The sequence below is a fragment of the Roseibium porphyridii genome, from assembly GCF_026191725.2.
GTDB classification, from domain to species: Bacteria; Pseudomonadota; Alphaproteobacteria; order Rhizobiales; family Stappiaceae; genus Roseibium; species Roseibium porphyridii.
Window position 1 is genome coordinate 3296339 of sequence record NZ_CP120863.1, and the last position, 13981, is coordinate 3310319.

At 53.0% G+C, this 13981-nt stretch carries 14 protein-coding genes; 7 read left to right on the forward strand and 7 right to left on the reverse strand.

Features of this window, described 5'->3' with window-relative positions; all coding sequences use genetic code 11:
• Positions 1–8: 8 nt before the first annotated feature.
• The 3 genes from K1718_RS15365 (at position 9) to K1718_RS15375 (ending at position 3600) form a co-directional block, all read left to right on the forward strand.
• A complete protein-coding gene (locus K1718_RS15365; protein ID WP_265681733.1) occupies positions 9–1640 on the forward strand; it encodes a class I adenylate-forming enzyme family protein in 1632 nt (543 codons plus the stop codon).
• Positions 1641–1649: 9 nt separating this feature from the next.
• Positions 1650–2831: a PleD family two-component system response regulator gene (locus tag K1718_RS15370; protein ID WP_265681732.1), complete on the forward strand. Its 1182-nt coding sequence runs from the start codon at positions 1650–1652 to the stop codon at positions 2829–2831.
• A 94-nt stretch (positions 2832–2925) separates the two neighbouring features.
• The gene (locus tag K1718_RS15375) at positions 2926–3600 is read left to right on the forward strand and encodes a DsbA family oxidoreductase (RefSeq protein WP_152501755.1); all 675 of its coding nucleotides are present in this window, start codon (positions 2926–2928) and stop codon (positions 3598–3600) included.
• A 73-nt stretch (positions 3601–3673) separates the two neighbouring features.
• Here the strand turns inward: K1718_RS15375 and eno are convergent, their stop codons facing one another.
• Both eno and kdsA read right to left on the reverse strand, forming a co-directional pair.
• Positions 3674–4948: a phosphopyruvate hydratase gene (gene eno, locus K1718_RS15380; RefSeq protein WP_152501756.1), complete on the reverse strand. Its 1275-nt coding sequence runs from the start codon at positions 4946–4948 to the stop codon at positions 3674–3676.
• 145 nt (positions 4949–5093) lie between these two features.
• Entirely contained in the window at positions 5094–5942 is an 849-nt protein-coding gene (gene kdsA / locus K1718_RS15385; RefSeq protein WP_265681729.1) for a 3-deoxy-8-phosphooctulonate synthase, read from the reverse strand.
• Positions 5943–6333: 391 nt separating this feature from the next.
• Between kdsA and galU the strand changes: the two genes are divergently transcribed.
• From galU to K1718_RS15400, 3 genes are all read left to right on the forward strand, one after another.
• The gene (gene galU, locus K1718_RS15390) at positions 6334–7227 is read left to right on the forward strand and encodes a UTP--glucose-1-phosphate uridylyltransferase GalU (protein WP_152501758.1); all 894 of its coding nucleotides are present in this window, start codon (positions 6334–6336) and stop codon (positions 7225–7227) included.
• Positions 7228–7332: 105 nt separating this feature from the next.
• Positions 7333–8637 carry a nucleotide sugar dehydrogenase gene (locus K1718_RS15395; RefSeq protein ID WP_265681727.1) on the forward strand — a complete coding sequence of 435 codons (1305 nt, stop codon included), beginning with the start codon at positions 7333–7335 and terminating at the stop codon, positions 8635–8637.
• Positions 8638–8820: 183 nt separating this feature from the next.
• Complete coding sequence (locus tag K1718_RS15400) at positions 8821–9255, forward strand: DUF4864 domain-containing protein (protein ID WP_152501760.1); 435 nt, start codon at positions 8821–8823, stop codon at positions 9253–9255.
• A 39-nt stretch (positions 9256–9294) separates the two neighbouring features.
• Here K1718_RS15400 and tgt read toward each other — a convergent pair whose 3' ends face one another.
• From tgt to coaD, 5 genes are all read right to left on the reverse strand, one after another.
• Complete coding sequence (gene tgt / locus K1718_RS15405) at positions 9295–10446, reverse strand: tRNA guanosine(34) transglycosylase Tgt (protein WP_265681725.1); 1152 nt, start codon at positions 10444–10446, stop codon at positions 9295–9297.
• A gap of 7 nt (positions 10447–10453) precedes the next feature.
• Positions 10454–11527 (reverse strand): tRNA preQ1(34) S-adenosylmethionine ribosyltransferase-isomerase QueA, encoded by a 1074-nt coding sequence (queA, locus tag K1718_RS15410; protein WP_265681723.1) that lies wholly within the window; start codon positions 11525–11527, stop codon positions 10454–10456.
• 202 nt (positions 11528–11729) lie between these two features.
• Positions 11730–12203, reverse strand: a complete 474-nt coding sequence (locus K1718_RS15415) for a peptidylprolyl isomerase (protein ID WP_152501763.1) — start codon at positions 12201–12203, stop codon at positions 11730–11732.
• Positions 12204–12246: 43 nt separating this feature from the next.
• Positions 12247–12774 carry a peptidylprolyl isomerase gene (locus tag K1718_RS15420; protein ID WP_418068135.1) on the reverse strand — a complete coding sequence of 176 codons (528 nt, stop codon included), beginning with the start codon at positions 12772–12774 and terminating at the stop codon, positions 12247–12249.
• 45 nt (positions 12775–12819) lie between these two features.
• The gene (gene coaD / locus K1718_RS15425; protein ID WP_265681722.1) at positions 12820–13326 is read right to left on the reverse strand and encodes a pantetheine-phosphate adenylyltransferase; all 507 of its coding nucleotides are present in this window, start codon (positions 13324–13326) and stop codon (positions 12820–12822) included.
• Positions 13327–13491: 165 nt separating this feature from the next.
• Between coaD and K1718_RS15430 the strand changes: the two genes are divergently transcribed.
• A complete protein-coding gene (locus K1718_RS15430) occupies positions 13492–13908 on the forward strand; it encodes a phosphopantetheine adenylyltransferase (protein ID WP_152501766.1) in 417 nt (138 codons plus the stop codon).
• The last annotated feature ends 73 nt before the right edge of the window (positions 13909–13981 follow it).

Sequence of the window (13981 nt, forward strand, 5' to 3'; positions counted from 1 at the left end):
AGGATAATATGAAAGTCACTCAAGAAAGCCTTGCAAAGGAGTACCATGAAAGCGGAGCCTGGTCCGATGTGCCGCTTGACGAACTCCTGAAAAAGACTGCCTCAGAACACCCTGACAGACTTGCCCTTGTGGATGCACCAGATCGGGCAGACTGGACAGGCGGTGGGCCCAGATCGCTGACTTATGCGGAGGCCGATCGTGAAATAGACCGACTGGCAGCTTTCTACAGCACAGTCGGACTGTCCTCCGACCATGTCATCGGCGTTCAGGCACCTAATACGGTCGATACGGTGATTGCTCTTCTGGCAGCGCTCAGAGCTGACCTCATCGTTTCCCCATTGCCTCTGCATTGGCGCCAAAAGAATGTACTTGAGGCGTTGAATTCAATTGGCGCGAAAGGCTTTATTGCGGCTGACCGTGTGGAGACCAGAGATGTTGGCGTCGCCGCGCGAGATGTTGCCGCCGACCTCTTTTCACTGCGCTTTGTATTCGGGCTTGGCAAAGACGTTCCCGATGGACTGATTGAACTCGGGCCGTTGCTTCGTGATATGGCAGACGATCTGGAATTCTCGTCCAGCGAACGTCCGGATCCGGCCGACCATACCGCCACGATCTGCTGGAGCCGTAGCGGCGAGGAAAATGTTCCGGTGAGCAGATGCCACAACCATTGGATGGCCGCAGGCCAGATGGTTGTCCACGAAGCCCATATCAAGGAAGAAAGCAACATCCTGGTGCCCTATTCGCTCAGCGGATTGACGGGACTTGGTGGCGGTCTGGTTCCCTGGCTGCAGACCGGTGGAACACTGCATTTGCATCACCCGACATCACTGGCAAACCTTGCCGCTCATGCGAATGACGTTGGTGCGGATGTTGTCATGACACCTGGTCCACTTGCGCAAACTTTGGACCGGAAGCTTGAAAACAACAACACGTCGGTACTCGCAGCCTGGAACATAGCCGCACCGCATCCGACTACGTTCGTGGCGCGTCGCAGGCTAGTCGACCTTCATGTTGCAGATGAGTTTGCACTTGTTGCCAAGGCCCGGGGGCCTTCTGCCAAAATGAAGGCGACTGCGCTGGGAAAGTATAGCGGGCCGAACGGGTGCGAAAGCGGGCCAGCCCTCCTGGAAGTCTCAGTCAATGACGAAGTGGAAGATCAGACACCCACGCTTTTGGTGAAAGGGGCGATGGTTCCCGAAATAGGTTGGCGCACGATCAACAGCGAACAGCGACGCGTGCGTTGGGAAGGAACCGGCTATCTGAATACCAATATCAAGGTCGAATTGACCGATGGAGGCATCTCAGGTTTTGGCATTCCGGGCCAGTATGCGCTTGGAACCGGAAATCTCGAGACGATCGATGTTATCTATTCAAGGTATCCAGGCATCAGGGAAGCAGCCGCTTTCGTCGTTGAGGATGGAATTCTTGGCGCGAGAATGTATGCGGCCCTTGTGCCAGAACCGGGCAACGTGCCCGATGCGGGTGCCTTTTTTGCATATCTTGATGCGGAAGGCGTCGACCTTGCCAAAATACCCCATCGTGTACTGATCTTGCAGTCTTTGCCTCGAAATGCCGATGGAACGCTTTGCAGGGACCGGCTGACAATGCGGACGCAGCGGCTGCCGGCTGCTGTGGCATAGGGAGTGGGAATGGACGTTGAAACTTCGCTTTCCTGGCGTGGTCCCTATTGGTATGCGGGGCGACGTCCAAGGCGAACCAATGTCGGGGACGATCCTGAAGATCTGGATGTTTCCCTTCATGACATGTTTGCGCGCGGCAATACCCTGCCGACAGCACTTCCGGCCGCCATCGTAGTCGACATTTCTGAACTTGAGGAAGCCGAACGGGATCCGTTTTTCAGCTGGCTTTTAAACGAGATCTCCAAATTGCCGTGTGAAGTTCCCTTTTACGTTCTGACCGGCAGTGAAGATGTATTGCCCGATGATCTGCCGGCAACTGCAATTATTGATCGGGTTGTGCCGGATGACGTGTTGATTATGTTGATCTGCATTCATCAGCGCGCAATCTTGCGGTCTGAGGAGGCTCAGCTGCGAAGAAGGGTTTTTGGCCGTATTCCGGGGTTTGGAACCGCTCCGCACCACAGCGGAACGAGCAGCCTTATGGTGGTAGGTCTCAGCGGCCGTTTTCTGGAATGGCAGGACGCCAGTGACGACAAGGTTGAAGTTGTCGGAGCCTTTGACGGCAATATGGCGGTAGAATTCATGTCTCAACGCGCCTTTGACGCGGTTGTTGTAGACGCTCCCTTTGATGATGCGATTGACTATATGCAGCAAATTCGAAGAGATGCCCGGTTTGCCGGTTTGCCTGTCTTGGCGGTTTGCGAACGTGAAGAGGATTTTGTGCTACTGTTTCGGAACGGTGCCTCTGATGTGCTCGCCGGAGAAAACCGAAAGGAAACGCTGAGTCGGAGACTGAAAGCTGCCATCCGGTTCGGAAAACGGCGCCGGCTTGCCGATCGGGTGCTTGCTGAAAGTCATGTCTGGTTGCGGCAACAGGTCAATCACGGCGGCCTCGGTGTTGAGTATTACACAAACTATCTTGAATCCTGCAGCAACGCATTGGCCGTTCGAGGTCTCGATCTATGGGAAATGAGGCTTCAGCCTGAAAATTTCGGTTTGACCGTATCCAGTGATTTCAATCTCGAAGAGATCAATGCAACCCTGCTATCGGTTGCTGACGCCACGAGCCGGGACGAGGATTTGGTTTGTCTGGTGAGGGATTTCGGCCCGGTGGCGGTCCTGAAAAACGAGGCAGGGACTGAAAGGCTTCAAAAACGCATTAACTCGATCTTGAGTCATACTGTTCTTTGAACCTTGATTGCCACAAGATTGCCCCGAAATTGGGGTTGGCATATCCGTTTCAGGCGTTAGCCTTTGTTGAACGACACTCATGTTGGATGGATGAATGACCGATGTTGCCCCTTTGACCGTCGATGTGGTCTCCGATGTCATGTGCCCCTGGTGCTATATCGGCAAGAGACGGTTGGAGGCAGCGATCAGATCCGTTCCGGATCTCGATGTATTGGTTCGCTGGCATCCGTTTCAACTCGACGCCACGCTTCCCAAGACAGGAAAAGACCGGCAAAAATACCTTAGCGACAAATTTGGCGGTTTGGACCAGGCAAATGCTTTTTACAGCCAGATCAAGGCTGCTGGACTTGAGGAAGGAATTGACTTCGCATTTGATGCCATCAAGCTGTCGCCGAATACACTGGATTGTCACCGTCTCATTCTGTGGTCTCGAGCAGATGACCTTCAGGACGAGGTGGTCGAGCGGCTTTTCAAAGCCTATTTCCTTGATGGAGAAGACCTGACGAAATCGGAGACGCTCGTCAGGATTTCAGACGAGGCAGGCATGGAATCCGACCTGGTCGAGCAGCTTTTTGAAACGGATTCCGATCTGGACAAGACCATTGCTCAAATAGGCAAGGCGCAAGAATCCGGGATTACAGGGGTGCCGTGTTTCATCATTGATGGCCGGTTTGTATTGGCTGGTGCAGAAAAGGCTGAAACCATTGCCGCAGCGTTGAAACATGCGGAGGAAACACGCACGTTTCCGGAAACTGAATCCGTAAACTGACCTACGCTACGGCTGGACGTAAAAAAGCCCCGCGATGCTGCGGGGCTTTTGTTTTATGCTGTTCACAACAGTTTTAGCCGCGCAGGATCGAACGACCTGCGTATTGCGCCTGAAGACCAAGTTCTTCTTCGATACGGATGAGCTGATTGTATTTTGCCAACCGGTCAGAACGAGCCAGTGAGCCCGTTTTGATCTGGCCGCAATTCGTTGCCACAGCCAAGTCTGCGATGGTCGAATCTTCTGTTTCACCAGACCGGTGTGACATGACCGCAGTGTAGGCCGCCTTGTGTGCTGTCTCGACCGCATCAAGCGTCTCAGACAAGGTTCCGATCTGATTGACCTTGATCAGGATCGAATTCGCAACACCCATGTCGATGCCTTTGCGCAAACGCTCCGAGTTGGTCACGAAAAGATCGTCGCCCACGAGCTGGCACTTGTTTCCGGCGAGATCTGTCGTCGCCTTCCAGCCTTCCCAGTCATCTTCAGCCAAACCGTCTTCAATTGAGATGATCGGATAACGAGACACGAGATCATCGAGATATTTGGCCATTTCTTCGGGGGCGAGAGTCTTGCCCTCACCTTCCAAGACGTATTTTCCATCCTTGAAAAACTCTGTCGAGGCTGCGTCTAGGGCGAGATAGACATCATCGCCTGGCTTGTACCCGGCAGTTTCAATTGCCTTCATGACGAAGCCGATTGCAGCGTCTGTCGATTCCAGATTTGGAGCAAAGCCTCCTTCGTCACCGACATTTGTGTTGTGGCCGGCAGCGTTAAGGGCTTTTTTCAGTGTGTGGAAAATTTCCGAACCCATGCGCACTGCGTCGCTGAGACTTTCAGCGCCGACCGGCATGATCATGAATTCCTGGAAATCGATTGGATTGTCGGCATGTGCGCCGCCATTGATGATGTTCATCATCGGTACAGGCAAAGTGCGAGCAGACGTACCGCCAACGTACCGATAAAGCGGCAGGCCCGACGCTTGAGCAGCAGCGCGCGCCGTCGCCAATGACACTCCGAGGATGGCATTTGCACCAAGACGCGCCTTGTTCGGTGTCCCGTCAAGGTCGATCATGGCCTGATCGATCTGAAGCTGGTCTTCTGCTTCCAGGCCACCGATCGTTTCAAAGATCTCACCGTTGACTGCATCAACCGCCTTTTGAACGCCCTTTCCCATGAAACGGCTTCCGCCGTCTCGCAGTTCCACCGCTTCGTGAGCGCCTGTCGAGGCTCCGGACGGCACAGCTGCGCGGCCAAAAGAACCGTCTTCAAGGAAGACATCAACTTCTACGGTTGGGTTGCCACGGCTGTCAAAGATCTGACGGCCGACAACATCGATAATGGCGGTCATGGATAGAGCTCCTCGTCGGGATGGACTTGAATTAATACCGAGCCAGGTGTTGGAACCGGCACTGCTGATAGCCTGTAGAAAGGCTTAGGGGTCGGAGCAAAGCTCCAAAAAGACAAAGGCCGCACTTTTCGGCGCGGCCCAAACACTATTCGGCTGCAACAGCCGGTGACTTCACGACGGCATCAAGTGCCTGCAGCTGTTTCAACAAAGCTTCCAACTTGTTGAGCGGTACCATATTCGGTCCGTCTGATGGTGCTTTGTCTGGATCTGGATGTGTCTCAATAAACAAACCGCCGACACCAACGGCAACTGCCGCACGAGCAAGAACAGGAACCATTGTCCTGTCGCCACCTGTGGATGCTCCCTGCCCGCCTGGTTGCTGCACGGAATGAGTGGCGTCGAACACGACCGGAGCCCCTGTCTGCGCCATGATTGGCAGAGCTCTCATGTCGGTTACGAGAGTGTTGTATCCGAAACTGGCGCCCCGTTCAGTCAAGAGAACATTCGGATTGCCGGATCCTGTGACCTTGGCCAGAACGTTTTTCATGTCCCAGGGTGCAAGAAATTGTCCCTTCTTAACGTTGATGACCTTACCTGTCTTTGCTGCGGCAACCAGCAAATCTGTTTGCCGGCAGAGGAACGCCGGGATCTGAAGCACGTCGATCACTTCGGCGACGGGAGCGCATTGCTCGGCAGCATGAACGTCAGTGATGACGGGAAGCCCGAACTTCTCCTTGACCTCTGCAAAGATTGGGAGAGCTTCGCTCAATCCGACACCTCTTCCACCTGAGAGTGAGGTCCTGTTGGCTTTGTCAAAGGAACTCTTATAGACCAACCCGATGCCGAGGCGGTCGGCAATGTCTTTGATTGCCTCGGCGCATTCCAATGCATGAGCACGGCTTTCCATAGCGCACGGCCCGGCAATCAGACTGAACGGGGCTGAATTGCTGAACGTTACGTTTCCAACAGATACTTCACGATTAGGCTCGGACATCAATCACCACTTTTCAGCACAAGACGGCGCGGATCGCGCATGTCTCATACAACTTTGGCTGCGGACAGGATTCCGGCATTGCATAACCTTCTTTTGCATCGGCTGCAACCACGGTCCGCACCAGCCAAGTCTTGGAAGATCCGGCGGAATAGGCACCCGCTGATCCCGCCCTTTCCAAGCTTGAGATCAAATCTACAACCGGTAAAAATATTGCGTTGCACAAAAATGAAATCGACAAATGTTTCGCGCGGTCATATTCTCGTTCCTGCAAAGATCGACATTCAGAAGATAACCCTTTGTTAGCGATTTTAGATCCGTAGTTTGAACAATGGGGCCGCACAGAGGCCTCATCGTTTCAAAAGCAGCTGACGCAAAGCATTGGAAGGCAAAAATGAAGAAGCCAATTCGCAAGGCCGTGCTCCCTGTCGCCGGTCTCGGGACAAGATTTCTGCCGGCCACCAAGGCCGTGCCGAAGGAAATGCTCACAATTGTTGACCGGCCAATCATCCAATACGTTGTCGATGAAGCAAGAGCGGCTGGAATTGAGCACATTGTTTTTGTGACCGGGCGCAACAAGCATGTCATCGAGGATCACTTCGACATGGCATACGAGCTTGAGGACACCCTCCGATCCAGGAACAAGGATGCTGCGCTCGACCTGTTGGAGAAACACCGGCCTGAGCCTGGTTCCACAAGTTTCACCCGCCAGCAAGCGCCCCTTGGTCTTGGGCACGCGATATGGTGTGCCCGAGATATTATTGGCGATGAACCATTTGCGATCCTGCTACCAGATGTGATTATCAAATCCCAGGTCAGTTGCCTCAGACAGATGGTTGATCTGTACGACCAGACAGGCGGCAATGTGATCGCTGTTGAGGAAGTTCCGGAAGATCAGACCCATCAATATGGGATTGTCGAGCTTGCCGAAAAGATCAACGACAATGCCAGCAAGATTTCGAATATGGTTGAAAAACCTGCACCGGGTACCGCACCTTCAAACCTGATGATAACTGGCAGATATATTCTACAACCCGAAATTTTTGAACTTTTGTCAAACCAGACCAAAGGCGCTGGCGGCGAGATTCAGCTGACTGACAGTATGCTCTCCATGATGAAAAATCAGTCCTTTGCATCGCTCAAGTTCGAAGGCCGAAGCTACGATTGCGGCAGTAAACCGGGCTTTCTGTCAGCTAACATCGCATTCGGAATGGACGATCCTGCTCTTGCGGAAGAATTGGTTCCATTCATGAAGGAAATGATCCGGCAGCCACTGGCCGCTGAATAAAAGCGGCCAGATTGCCTGCGGGCTTGAAAAGACTTCAAAGAACGGATTAGGACTGAGCCGGATCACCAGCAGGTGGTTCGGCTCTTTCATTTTTCAGGAACCTCCATGATTTCTCGTAATCTTTCCCAGCTCAAGATAGCCGTTATCGGTCTTGGATATGTCGGCTTGCCGGTGGCTGTCGCGTTTGCTGGGAAGGGCTACGATGTTCTTGGCTACGATATCAGCCAAGGCAGACTTGATGAGTTGAAAGCTGGAAGCGACAGCACAGCTTCGGTTTCGACGGCAGAGCTCAACCAGCACTGCCTGTCTTTTTCCTCAGATGAGGCATTACTCAAAGACTGCGATGTTTTTATCGTTGCAGTCCCCACGCCTGTGGATGACGCAAAACGACCGGACCTGACACCTTTCAAAGGTGCCGCTGAAACTGTCGGTCGCAATATGAAGCGCGGCTCAATTGTCGTTTTTGAATCGACGGTTTTTCCTGGGGCAACCGAAGAGGTTGCCGTGCCCCTGCTTGAACACGCGTCACAGCTAACTTTGAATGATGGATTTGAGGTCGGGTATTCGCCCGAACGAATAAACCCGGGCGATGGCCAACGCGGATTTTCCGACATTACCAAGATTGTTTCCGCGTCTTCTGAAACAGCCATAGAAATCCTCGCAGACCTCTATGGCAGTGTGGTCAGTGCCGGCATACACAAGGCCCCTTCTATCAAGGTGGCGGAAGCGTCCAAGGTTATTGAAAACACTCAACGCGATCTGAACATCGCATTGATGAACGAACTATCGATGATGTTTCACCAAATAGGGATCGACACTCGAGATGTTTTGGCCGGGTCCGCGACGAAATGGAATTTTCTACCGTTTCAACCTGGATTGGTCGGTGGCCACTGTATCGGGGTAGATCCCTACTACCTCACCCACAAGGCACATGAAATCGGTATGACGCCGCAAGTAATCCTGGCTGGCCGAGGTACCAATGAAGCGATGCCTGGATTTGTTGCCGGGAAGGTCATCCAGGAAAGCGTGAAGCTCGGTCAGCCGATGCCGCTGAAAATTGCGGTTCTCGGAATTACCTATAAGGCTGACGTTCCAGACACTCGAAATTCGAAGGTCGTGGACCTGATACACGAGCTTGAGAAGTTCGGTGCTGAGGTTCTCGTCCATGATCCACTCGCCGATCATGATCAGGTCAGGGAAGAATATGGCATCGACCTGAGCGATCTTGATCAGCTACAAGAATCACATGTTGTGGTACTTGCGGTTCCGCATACGCAATTTTTACAAGGCCATGATGGCTGGCAGATGACGACCTCGGTTTTGAAAAACAGCACGGGCCTTGTTGCAGACATACCAGCTGTTCTTGATCGCGAAACTGTGCCTGACAACGTAACGCTGTGGCGCCTTTGATTTTTCAAGCTTTTTTAGAATCGCAACCGAGTAAAAACAGGAAATTATAGACGTCTTTATTATTATTATTTCGTTTTCGGCAAAAGAAGACTGCCTGTTGACGTCGGGGATTACTCTCATTTTGCGATCTGGTTAAACAATTGCGCCGTATACTGATCGGGTTCAGAAAAGGAGACACCGATCATGGCTCAAACTCGTTTCTGGAAGACAGCGGCAGCTGCGGGTCTTGGCGCTCTCTTATGTCTGGGCGCCGCACAGGCTGAGGAAGCGCCAGACAGTGGCGTTTTCCAAAAAATCATCAAAAACCAGATGACAGCCTTTGCCTCCGGGAATGCCAAGGCGGCCTTCTCTTTCGCCACTAACTCTCTTCAGCAGCAATTCCAGACGCCTGAGTTTTTCATGGAAATGGTGCGTCAGGGATACCAACCGGTGTTCCGGCCCAAGAGCGTTACCTTTGGGCAATCCAAGATGACGAAGCTGGGGCCAACCCAGGAAGTTTACGTTACTGGACCCAAGGGTAAAAACTGGCTTGCGCTCTACAGTTTCGAAAAACAGGACGATGGCTCCTGGCGCATATCTGGCTGTTACCTGACCAAGTCAGACGGGATTTCTGCTTAATCCGGCAGGATCAGCGTTGTCGTTGTCATCACGGCGGGTTTAGTGCGCGGGAATATCACCCCGTGCCCAATCTTCCTTGGTTCTTGAATAGAAGTCGTCAAAGTGACCCGCCTCGATGGCATCACGCATGCCCTGCATGAGGTGCTGGTAGTAAGCAATGTTGTTCCAGGTCAACAGCATACCTGCGAGCCCTTCCCCCGATCGAACCAGGTGATGCAGATAGGCCCTGCTGTAGATGCTGGAGGCTGGGCAACTGCTCTCGTCATCGAGTGGCCTTGGATCGTCCTGGTGACGCGCGTTTTTTAGATTGACCTTGCCAAAACGGGTATAGGCCAAGCCGTGTCGGCCGGCTCGCGTTGGCATAACGCAATCGAATTGATCAATACCTCGCTTGACACTTTCAAGAAGGTCATCAGGAGTGCCTACTCCCATAAGATACCGAGGCTTGTCAGTCGGCATGACAGGTGTCGTGATGTCGAGCATACTCAACATAACTTCTTGTGGTTCTCCTACGGCAAGCCCTCCGACTGAGTATCCTTCAAAGGGCATTTTCCCGAGTTCCTGTGCTGATCGGATCCGAAGGTCCGGCTGATCGCCACCTTGCACGATTCCGTAAAGTCCTTGCCCTTTTTGGGGACCGCTCATGTCTTCAAACTGCCTTCGGGAGCGTTCTGCCCACCTAAGCGACAGCTCCATGGCGCGCTGCACCTCTTCTTTCGGGCTTGGAAGTTTGATGCATTCATCAAGCTGCATCTGAATATCCGATCCAAGCAAGCCTTGAATCTCGACCGAGCGTTCCGGTGTCAAGTGATGCTTGGAACCATCGATATGACTTTGAAAACGGACGCCGTCTTCATCCAGTTTGCGCAGTTGAGCGAGAGACATCACCTGAAATCCGCCACTGTCGGTTAGGATCGTATGCGGCCAATTCATGAACTTGTGCAATCCGCCAAGTTTTTCGACCCGCTCGGCCGTTGGTCGAAGCATCAGGTGGTAGGTGTTGCCAAGGACAACATCCGCACCGGTTTCACGCACCTGTTCAGGATACATGGCCTTGACCGTTGCCTGTGTGCCCACCGGCATAAAGGCAGGAGTGCGGACCACGCCGTGTGGTGTTGTAATTTCTCCCCGACGCGCCATTCCGTCGGATGAAATCAACTTGAAACCAAACTTTTTGTTCTGCTCGGTCATGATGTTCCTAAACCGCGCCTTGCTGCGGAAACAGCAAAGAGGCGTCGCCATAGCTATAGAAGCGATAGTTTTGTTCAATCGCGTGTTGGTATGCGGTGCGCATTGTCTCAAGCCCGGAAAACGCCGACACAAGCATGAACAACGTAGATCGTGGAAGATGGAAATTGGTCATCAAAGCATCGATCGCGCGGAAGCGATAACCGGGAGTAATGAAGATTGCGGTCTCACCGGCAAACGCGGTTATTTCACCCGTGATCTGGGCAGAGCTTTCCAGAATACGCAATGAGGTCGTTCCGACACTGACAACTCTGTTGCCCCGCGCTTTTACAGCCCTCAGCGCTTTGGCAGTTTGTTCGGAGATCGCTCCCCACTCGGCGTGCATCTTGTGGTCGTTGGTGTCTTCTGCTTTCACCGGCAGAAACGTTCCGGCACCGACATGTAGCGTCACGCGGTGCTGTTCCACACCTTGCTGCGTCAATGCTTCCAGAAGATCCGGCGTAAAATGCAGACCGGCGGTTGGGGCTGCTACAGCGCCGTCCTTTTCGGCAAATATTGTCTGGTAGTCTTTGCGATCCTGTTCATCTTCTCCGCGTTTTTGGGCGATGTAAGGTGGTAGAGGAATATGCCCTACGGCCGCGATGGCCTCGTCAAGTGCGGGACCGTCTCTGTCAAAAACGAGAAGAACTTCACCACCGTCAGCTTTTTCCGCAACTTCTGCAGTCAGTCTTGCCCCAAATCCTTCGAATAGGATGGCGTCGCCAACTTGAAGTTTCTTTGCCGGACGGACAAAAGCCTTCCAGCTGTTTGAAGAAGTCCGCATATGGAGGGTTGCGCCCACTCCAGCGCTGATGTCACCGCGCAATCGTGTCCCTTCAAGTTGCGCAGGAATTACGCGCGTGTCGTTGAATACAAGTGCATCGCCGGGCTTCAATATATTGCTCAGATCCCGTACGCCCTTATCGGATAGCGGGAGGTTTTCATCGGGTTTGACAACAAGCATACGTGCCGAATCCCGCGGCCTTGCCGGACGCAATGCGATCCGCTCGTTTGGGAGGTCAAAATCAAAGGTATCAACGCGCATGACGCTCAGATTGTTCGCTAGTCTTGAGTTTCTGAACTACGTGCACAGCACCGCTTGAGGTGAACCGGACAAGATCAGGTCAGCGGCTCATAAAGGGCGATCGAGATCCGGTCAACACAAGGAACCCAATTCCGGCACCAGTTAAAACGGCGCGGCATATTCTGCCGCGCCGTTTCAATAGAAAAAACTGCAAATTCTGGTATCAAGCCGCGTCGGCGGCGACTTTCAACGACACGATGTTGTCGGGATCGACCACTGGTTCGCCGCGTTTGATCTTGTCGACATTGTCCATGCCGTCGATTACGACGCCCCAAACCGTGTACTGACCATCAAGCCAAGGTGCATCGGTGAAACAGATGAAAAACTGGCTATCGCCTGAATTGGGATCCATGGCACGGGCCATGGAACAAGTGCCGCGGATGTGTTTTTCCTGGCTGAACTCGGCCTTCAGTTTTTGACCGGAACCGCCGGTGCCTGTTCCTTGCGGACAACCGGTCTGGGCCATGAAGCCATCGATGACGCGGTGAAACACGATGCCGTCGTAAAAGCCTTCGCGGACAAGTTCCTTGATCCGGGCAACATGCGTCGGCGCAAGGTCGGGTTTCAATTCGATAACGACCTGACCCTGGCTGGTTTCCATGATCAATGTGTTTTCGGCATCTGCAATTTCTGCCATTTCATTCACTCCTTGAGTCCTAAACAGGGCGTTGTTAAGCAGATTAGCCGGCGTCTGCGGCAACCTGCATCTTAATGATCTTGTCCGGGTTTGCAGGCGGTTCGCCGCGGGTGATCTTGTCAATGACATCCATGCCATCAACCACTTCACCGAACACGGTGTATTGTCCGTTCAGCCAGTCGCCATCGTTGAACATGATGAAAAACTGTGAGTTGGCGCTGTTCGGATCTGCTGCGCGAGCCATCCCAAGCGTACCGCGTTTGAAGGACGCATTGCTGAATTCGGCAGCAATGTCAGGAAGGTTAGATCCACCTCTGCCGGTTCCGGTCGGATCACCGGTTTGGGCCATGAAACCATCAATCACCCGGTGAAAGACGATGCCGTCGTAGAAACCTTCTCGGGTCAATTGCTTGATGCGCTCCACATGGTTGGGCGCAACGTCGGGCCGAAGTTCTATCGTTACCCGTCCATCCTTCAAGTCGAGGTAAAGGGTGTTTTCGGGATCCGCTGCGTGAGCACCCAAAACGGGAAGGATCAGAAATGACGCCAGTACGGCGAAAACAGTAAACAATCGTGACACTGGAGACTCCTAAGGTTCAGGTCAGAGGAAATTGAATCATGAACCGGGTAACGCCCGTTGTCTGAGAGGCTCGGCAACCGGCTCCGGTACAAACGCGGATATTTCTCCGCCCATTTTTGCGATTTGACGTACCAACGTGGCCGTGATGTGGCGTACTTTCGGAGAAGCAGGCAAAAAAACCGTCTTGATGTCTGGTTCAAGTGTGCCGTTCATGCCGGCCATTTGCATTTCATAGTCAAGGTCCGTTCCATCTCTGAGACCGCGCACAAGGTAGGCGGCACCTTGTGTTTTGGCCGTGTTGATCACCAGATCTGAGAATGAAATTACCTCAACTCGGGCAGCTTCTTCGGGACTGAATTCAGCTCTAGCAGAGGTATGCAGCAGTTCAACGCGTTCCTCAAATGAGAATAGCGGTGTTTTTCCGGGATGAATCCCGATCGCCACCACCACCTTGTCAGCCAAGGCGAGTGACTGACGAAGAATATCCATGTGGCCGTTGGTGACCGGATCAAACGAGCCGGGATAGAGCGCAATACGAGTCATGGCCTCTTCAATACTCCGGCAATACTCCACTCACAAGCCAAAGCCCCAGTACATTTGAATTTTTGCGGGCAACTGACATTTTGTGACGGTCATCACATCTGTCTTTTCTTCTATGAGGCAAAGTGAGGTCATCGAAAACAGATGGCGTGAGCAGGAGCCAAGACAATGAGGAGCTACGAAACTATCGACCGGACCGCAGATCAGACCGCGGCAAAGTCATTTATCATTCAGGCCAAGGCCGTTGATCCGGTGGCCAACTTCAAGATGGTTGCAATCTTTACGTTGGCGTTGCTGACAATGATCGCAGCGGGCGTAATGACAATGCACCCGAGCAATGCCTCGCAGGCGCAGGATCTGAACAGCCTGGCGACACAAGGCATGATGGCTACCAAAGGTGATCGTGCAGCAATCTCTCAGACAGCCAATGGCTGTGAAACACAGGCATGGGGTGCCTGGACCGAAGACTGTGCAGCAGCATTGACTGGCGCAAGCAAGGTTCGCAACGTTTCTTTCGTCACCGTTGAGAAACAGACCCCGTCCGTAAACGAAACAATTTTGGCCCGTTACCCAACGGCAAACTAAGTCTTATCACAAGACCTCCCTCCCCAACGGCAAACAGCGGCTCAGGTTCCACCCTGGCCGCTGTTGTCGTTTT

What these genes read in the sequence shown, in the direction of transcription:
- K1718_RS15365 (WP_265681733.1), top strand. Translation starts at nt 9, where the DNA reads ATGAAAGTCACTCAAGAAAGCCTTGCAAAGGAGTACCATGAAAGCGGA.
- K1718_RS15370 (WP_265681732.1), top strand. Translation starts at nt 1,650, where the DNA reads ATGGACGTTGAAACTTCGCTTTCCTGGCGTGGTCCCTATTGGTATGCG.
- K1718_RS15375 (WP_152501755.1), top strand. Translation starts at nt 2,926, where the DNA reads ATGACCGATGTTGCCCCTTTGACCGTCGATGTGGTCTCCGATGTCATG.
- eno (WP_152501756.1), bottom strand. Translation starts at nt 4,948, where the DNA reads ATGACCGCCATTATCGATGTTGTCGGCCGTCAGATCTTTGACAGCCGT.
- kdsA (WP_265681729.1), bottom strand. Translation starts at nt 5,942, where the DNA reads ATGTCCGAGCCTAATCGTGAAGTATCTGTTGGAAACGTAACGTTCAGC.
- galU (WP_152501758.1), top strand. Translation starts at nt 6,334, where the DNA reads ATGAAGAAGCCAATTCGCAAGGCCGTGCTCCCTGTCGCCGGTCTCGGG.
- K1718_RS15395 (WP_265681727.1), top strand. Translation starts at nt 7,333, where the DNA reads ATGATTTCTCGTAATCTTTCCCAGCTCAAGATAGCCGTTATCGGTCTT.
- K1718_RS15400 (WP_152501760.1), top strand. Translation starts at nt 8,821, where the DNA reads ATGGCTCAAACTCGTTTCTGGAAGACAGCGGCAGCTGCGGGTCTTGGC.
- tgt (WP_265681725.1), bottom strand. Translation starts at nt 10,446, where the DNA reads ATGACCGAGCAGAACAAAAAGTTTGGTTTCAAGTTGATTTCATCCGAC.
- queA (WP_265681723.1), bottom strand. Translation starts at nt 11,527, where the DNA reads ATGCGCGTTGATACCTTTGATTTTGACCTCCCAAACGAGCGGATCGCA.
- K1718_RS15415 (WP_152501763.1), bottom strand. Translation starts at nt 12,203, where the DNA reads ATGGCAGAAATTGCAGATGCCGAAAACACATTGATCATGGAAACCAGC.
- coaD (WP_265681722.1), bottom strand. Translation starts at nt 13,326, where the DNA reads ATGACTCGTATTGCGCTCTATCCCGGCTCGTTTGATCCGGTCACCAAC.
- K1718_RS15430 (WP_152501766.1), top strand. Translation starts at nt 13,492, where the DNA reads ATGAGGAGCTACGAAACTATCGACCGGACCGCAGATCAGACCGCGGCA.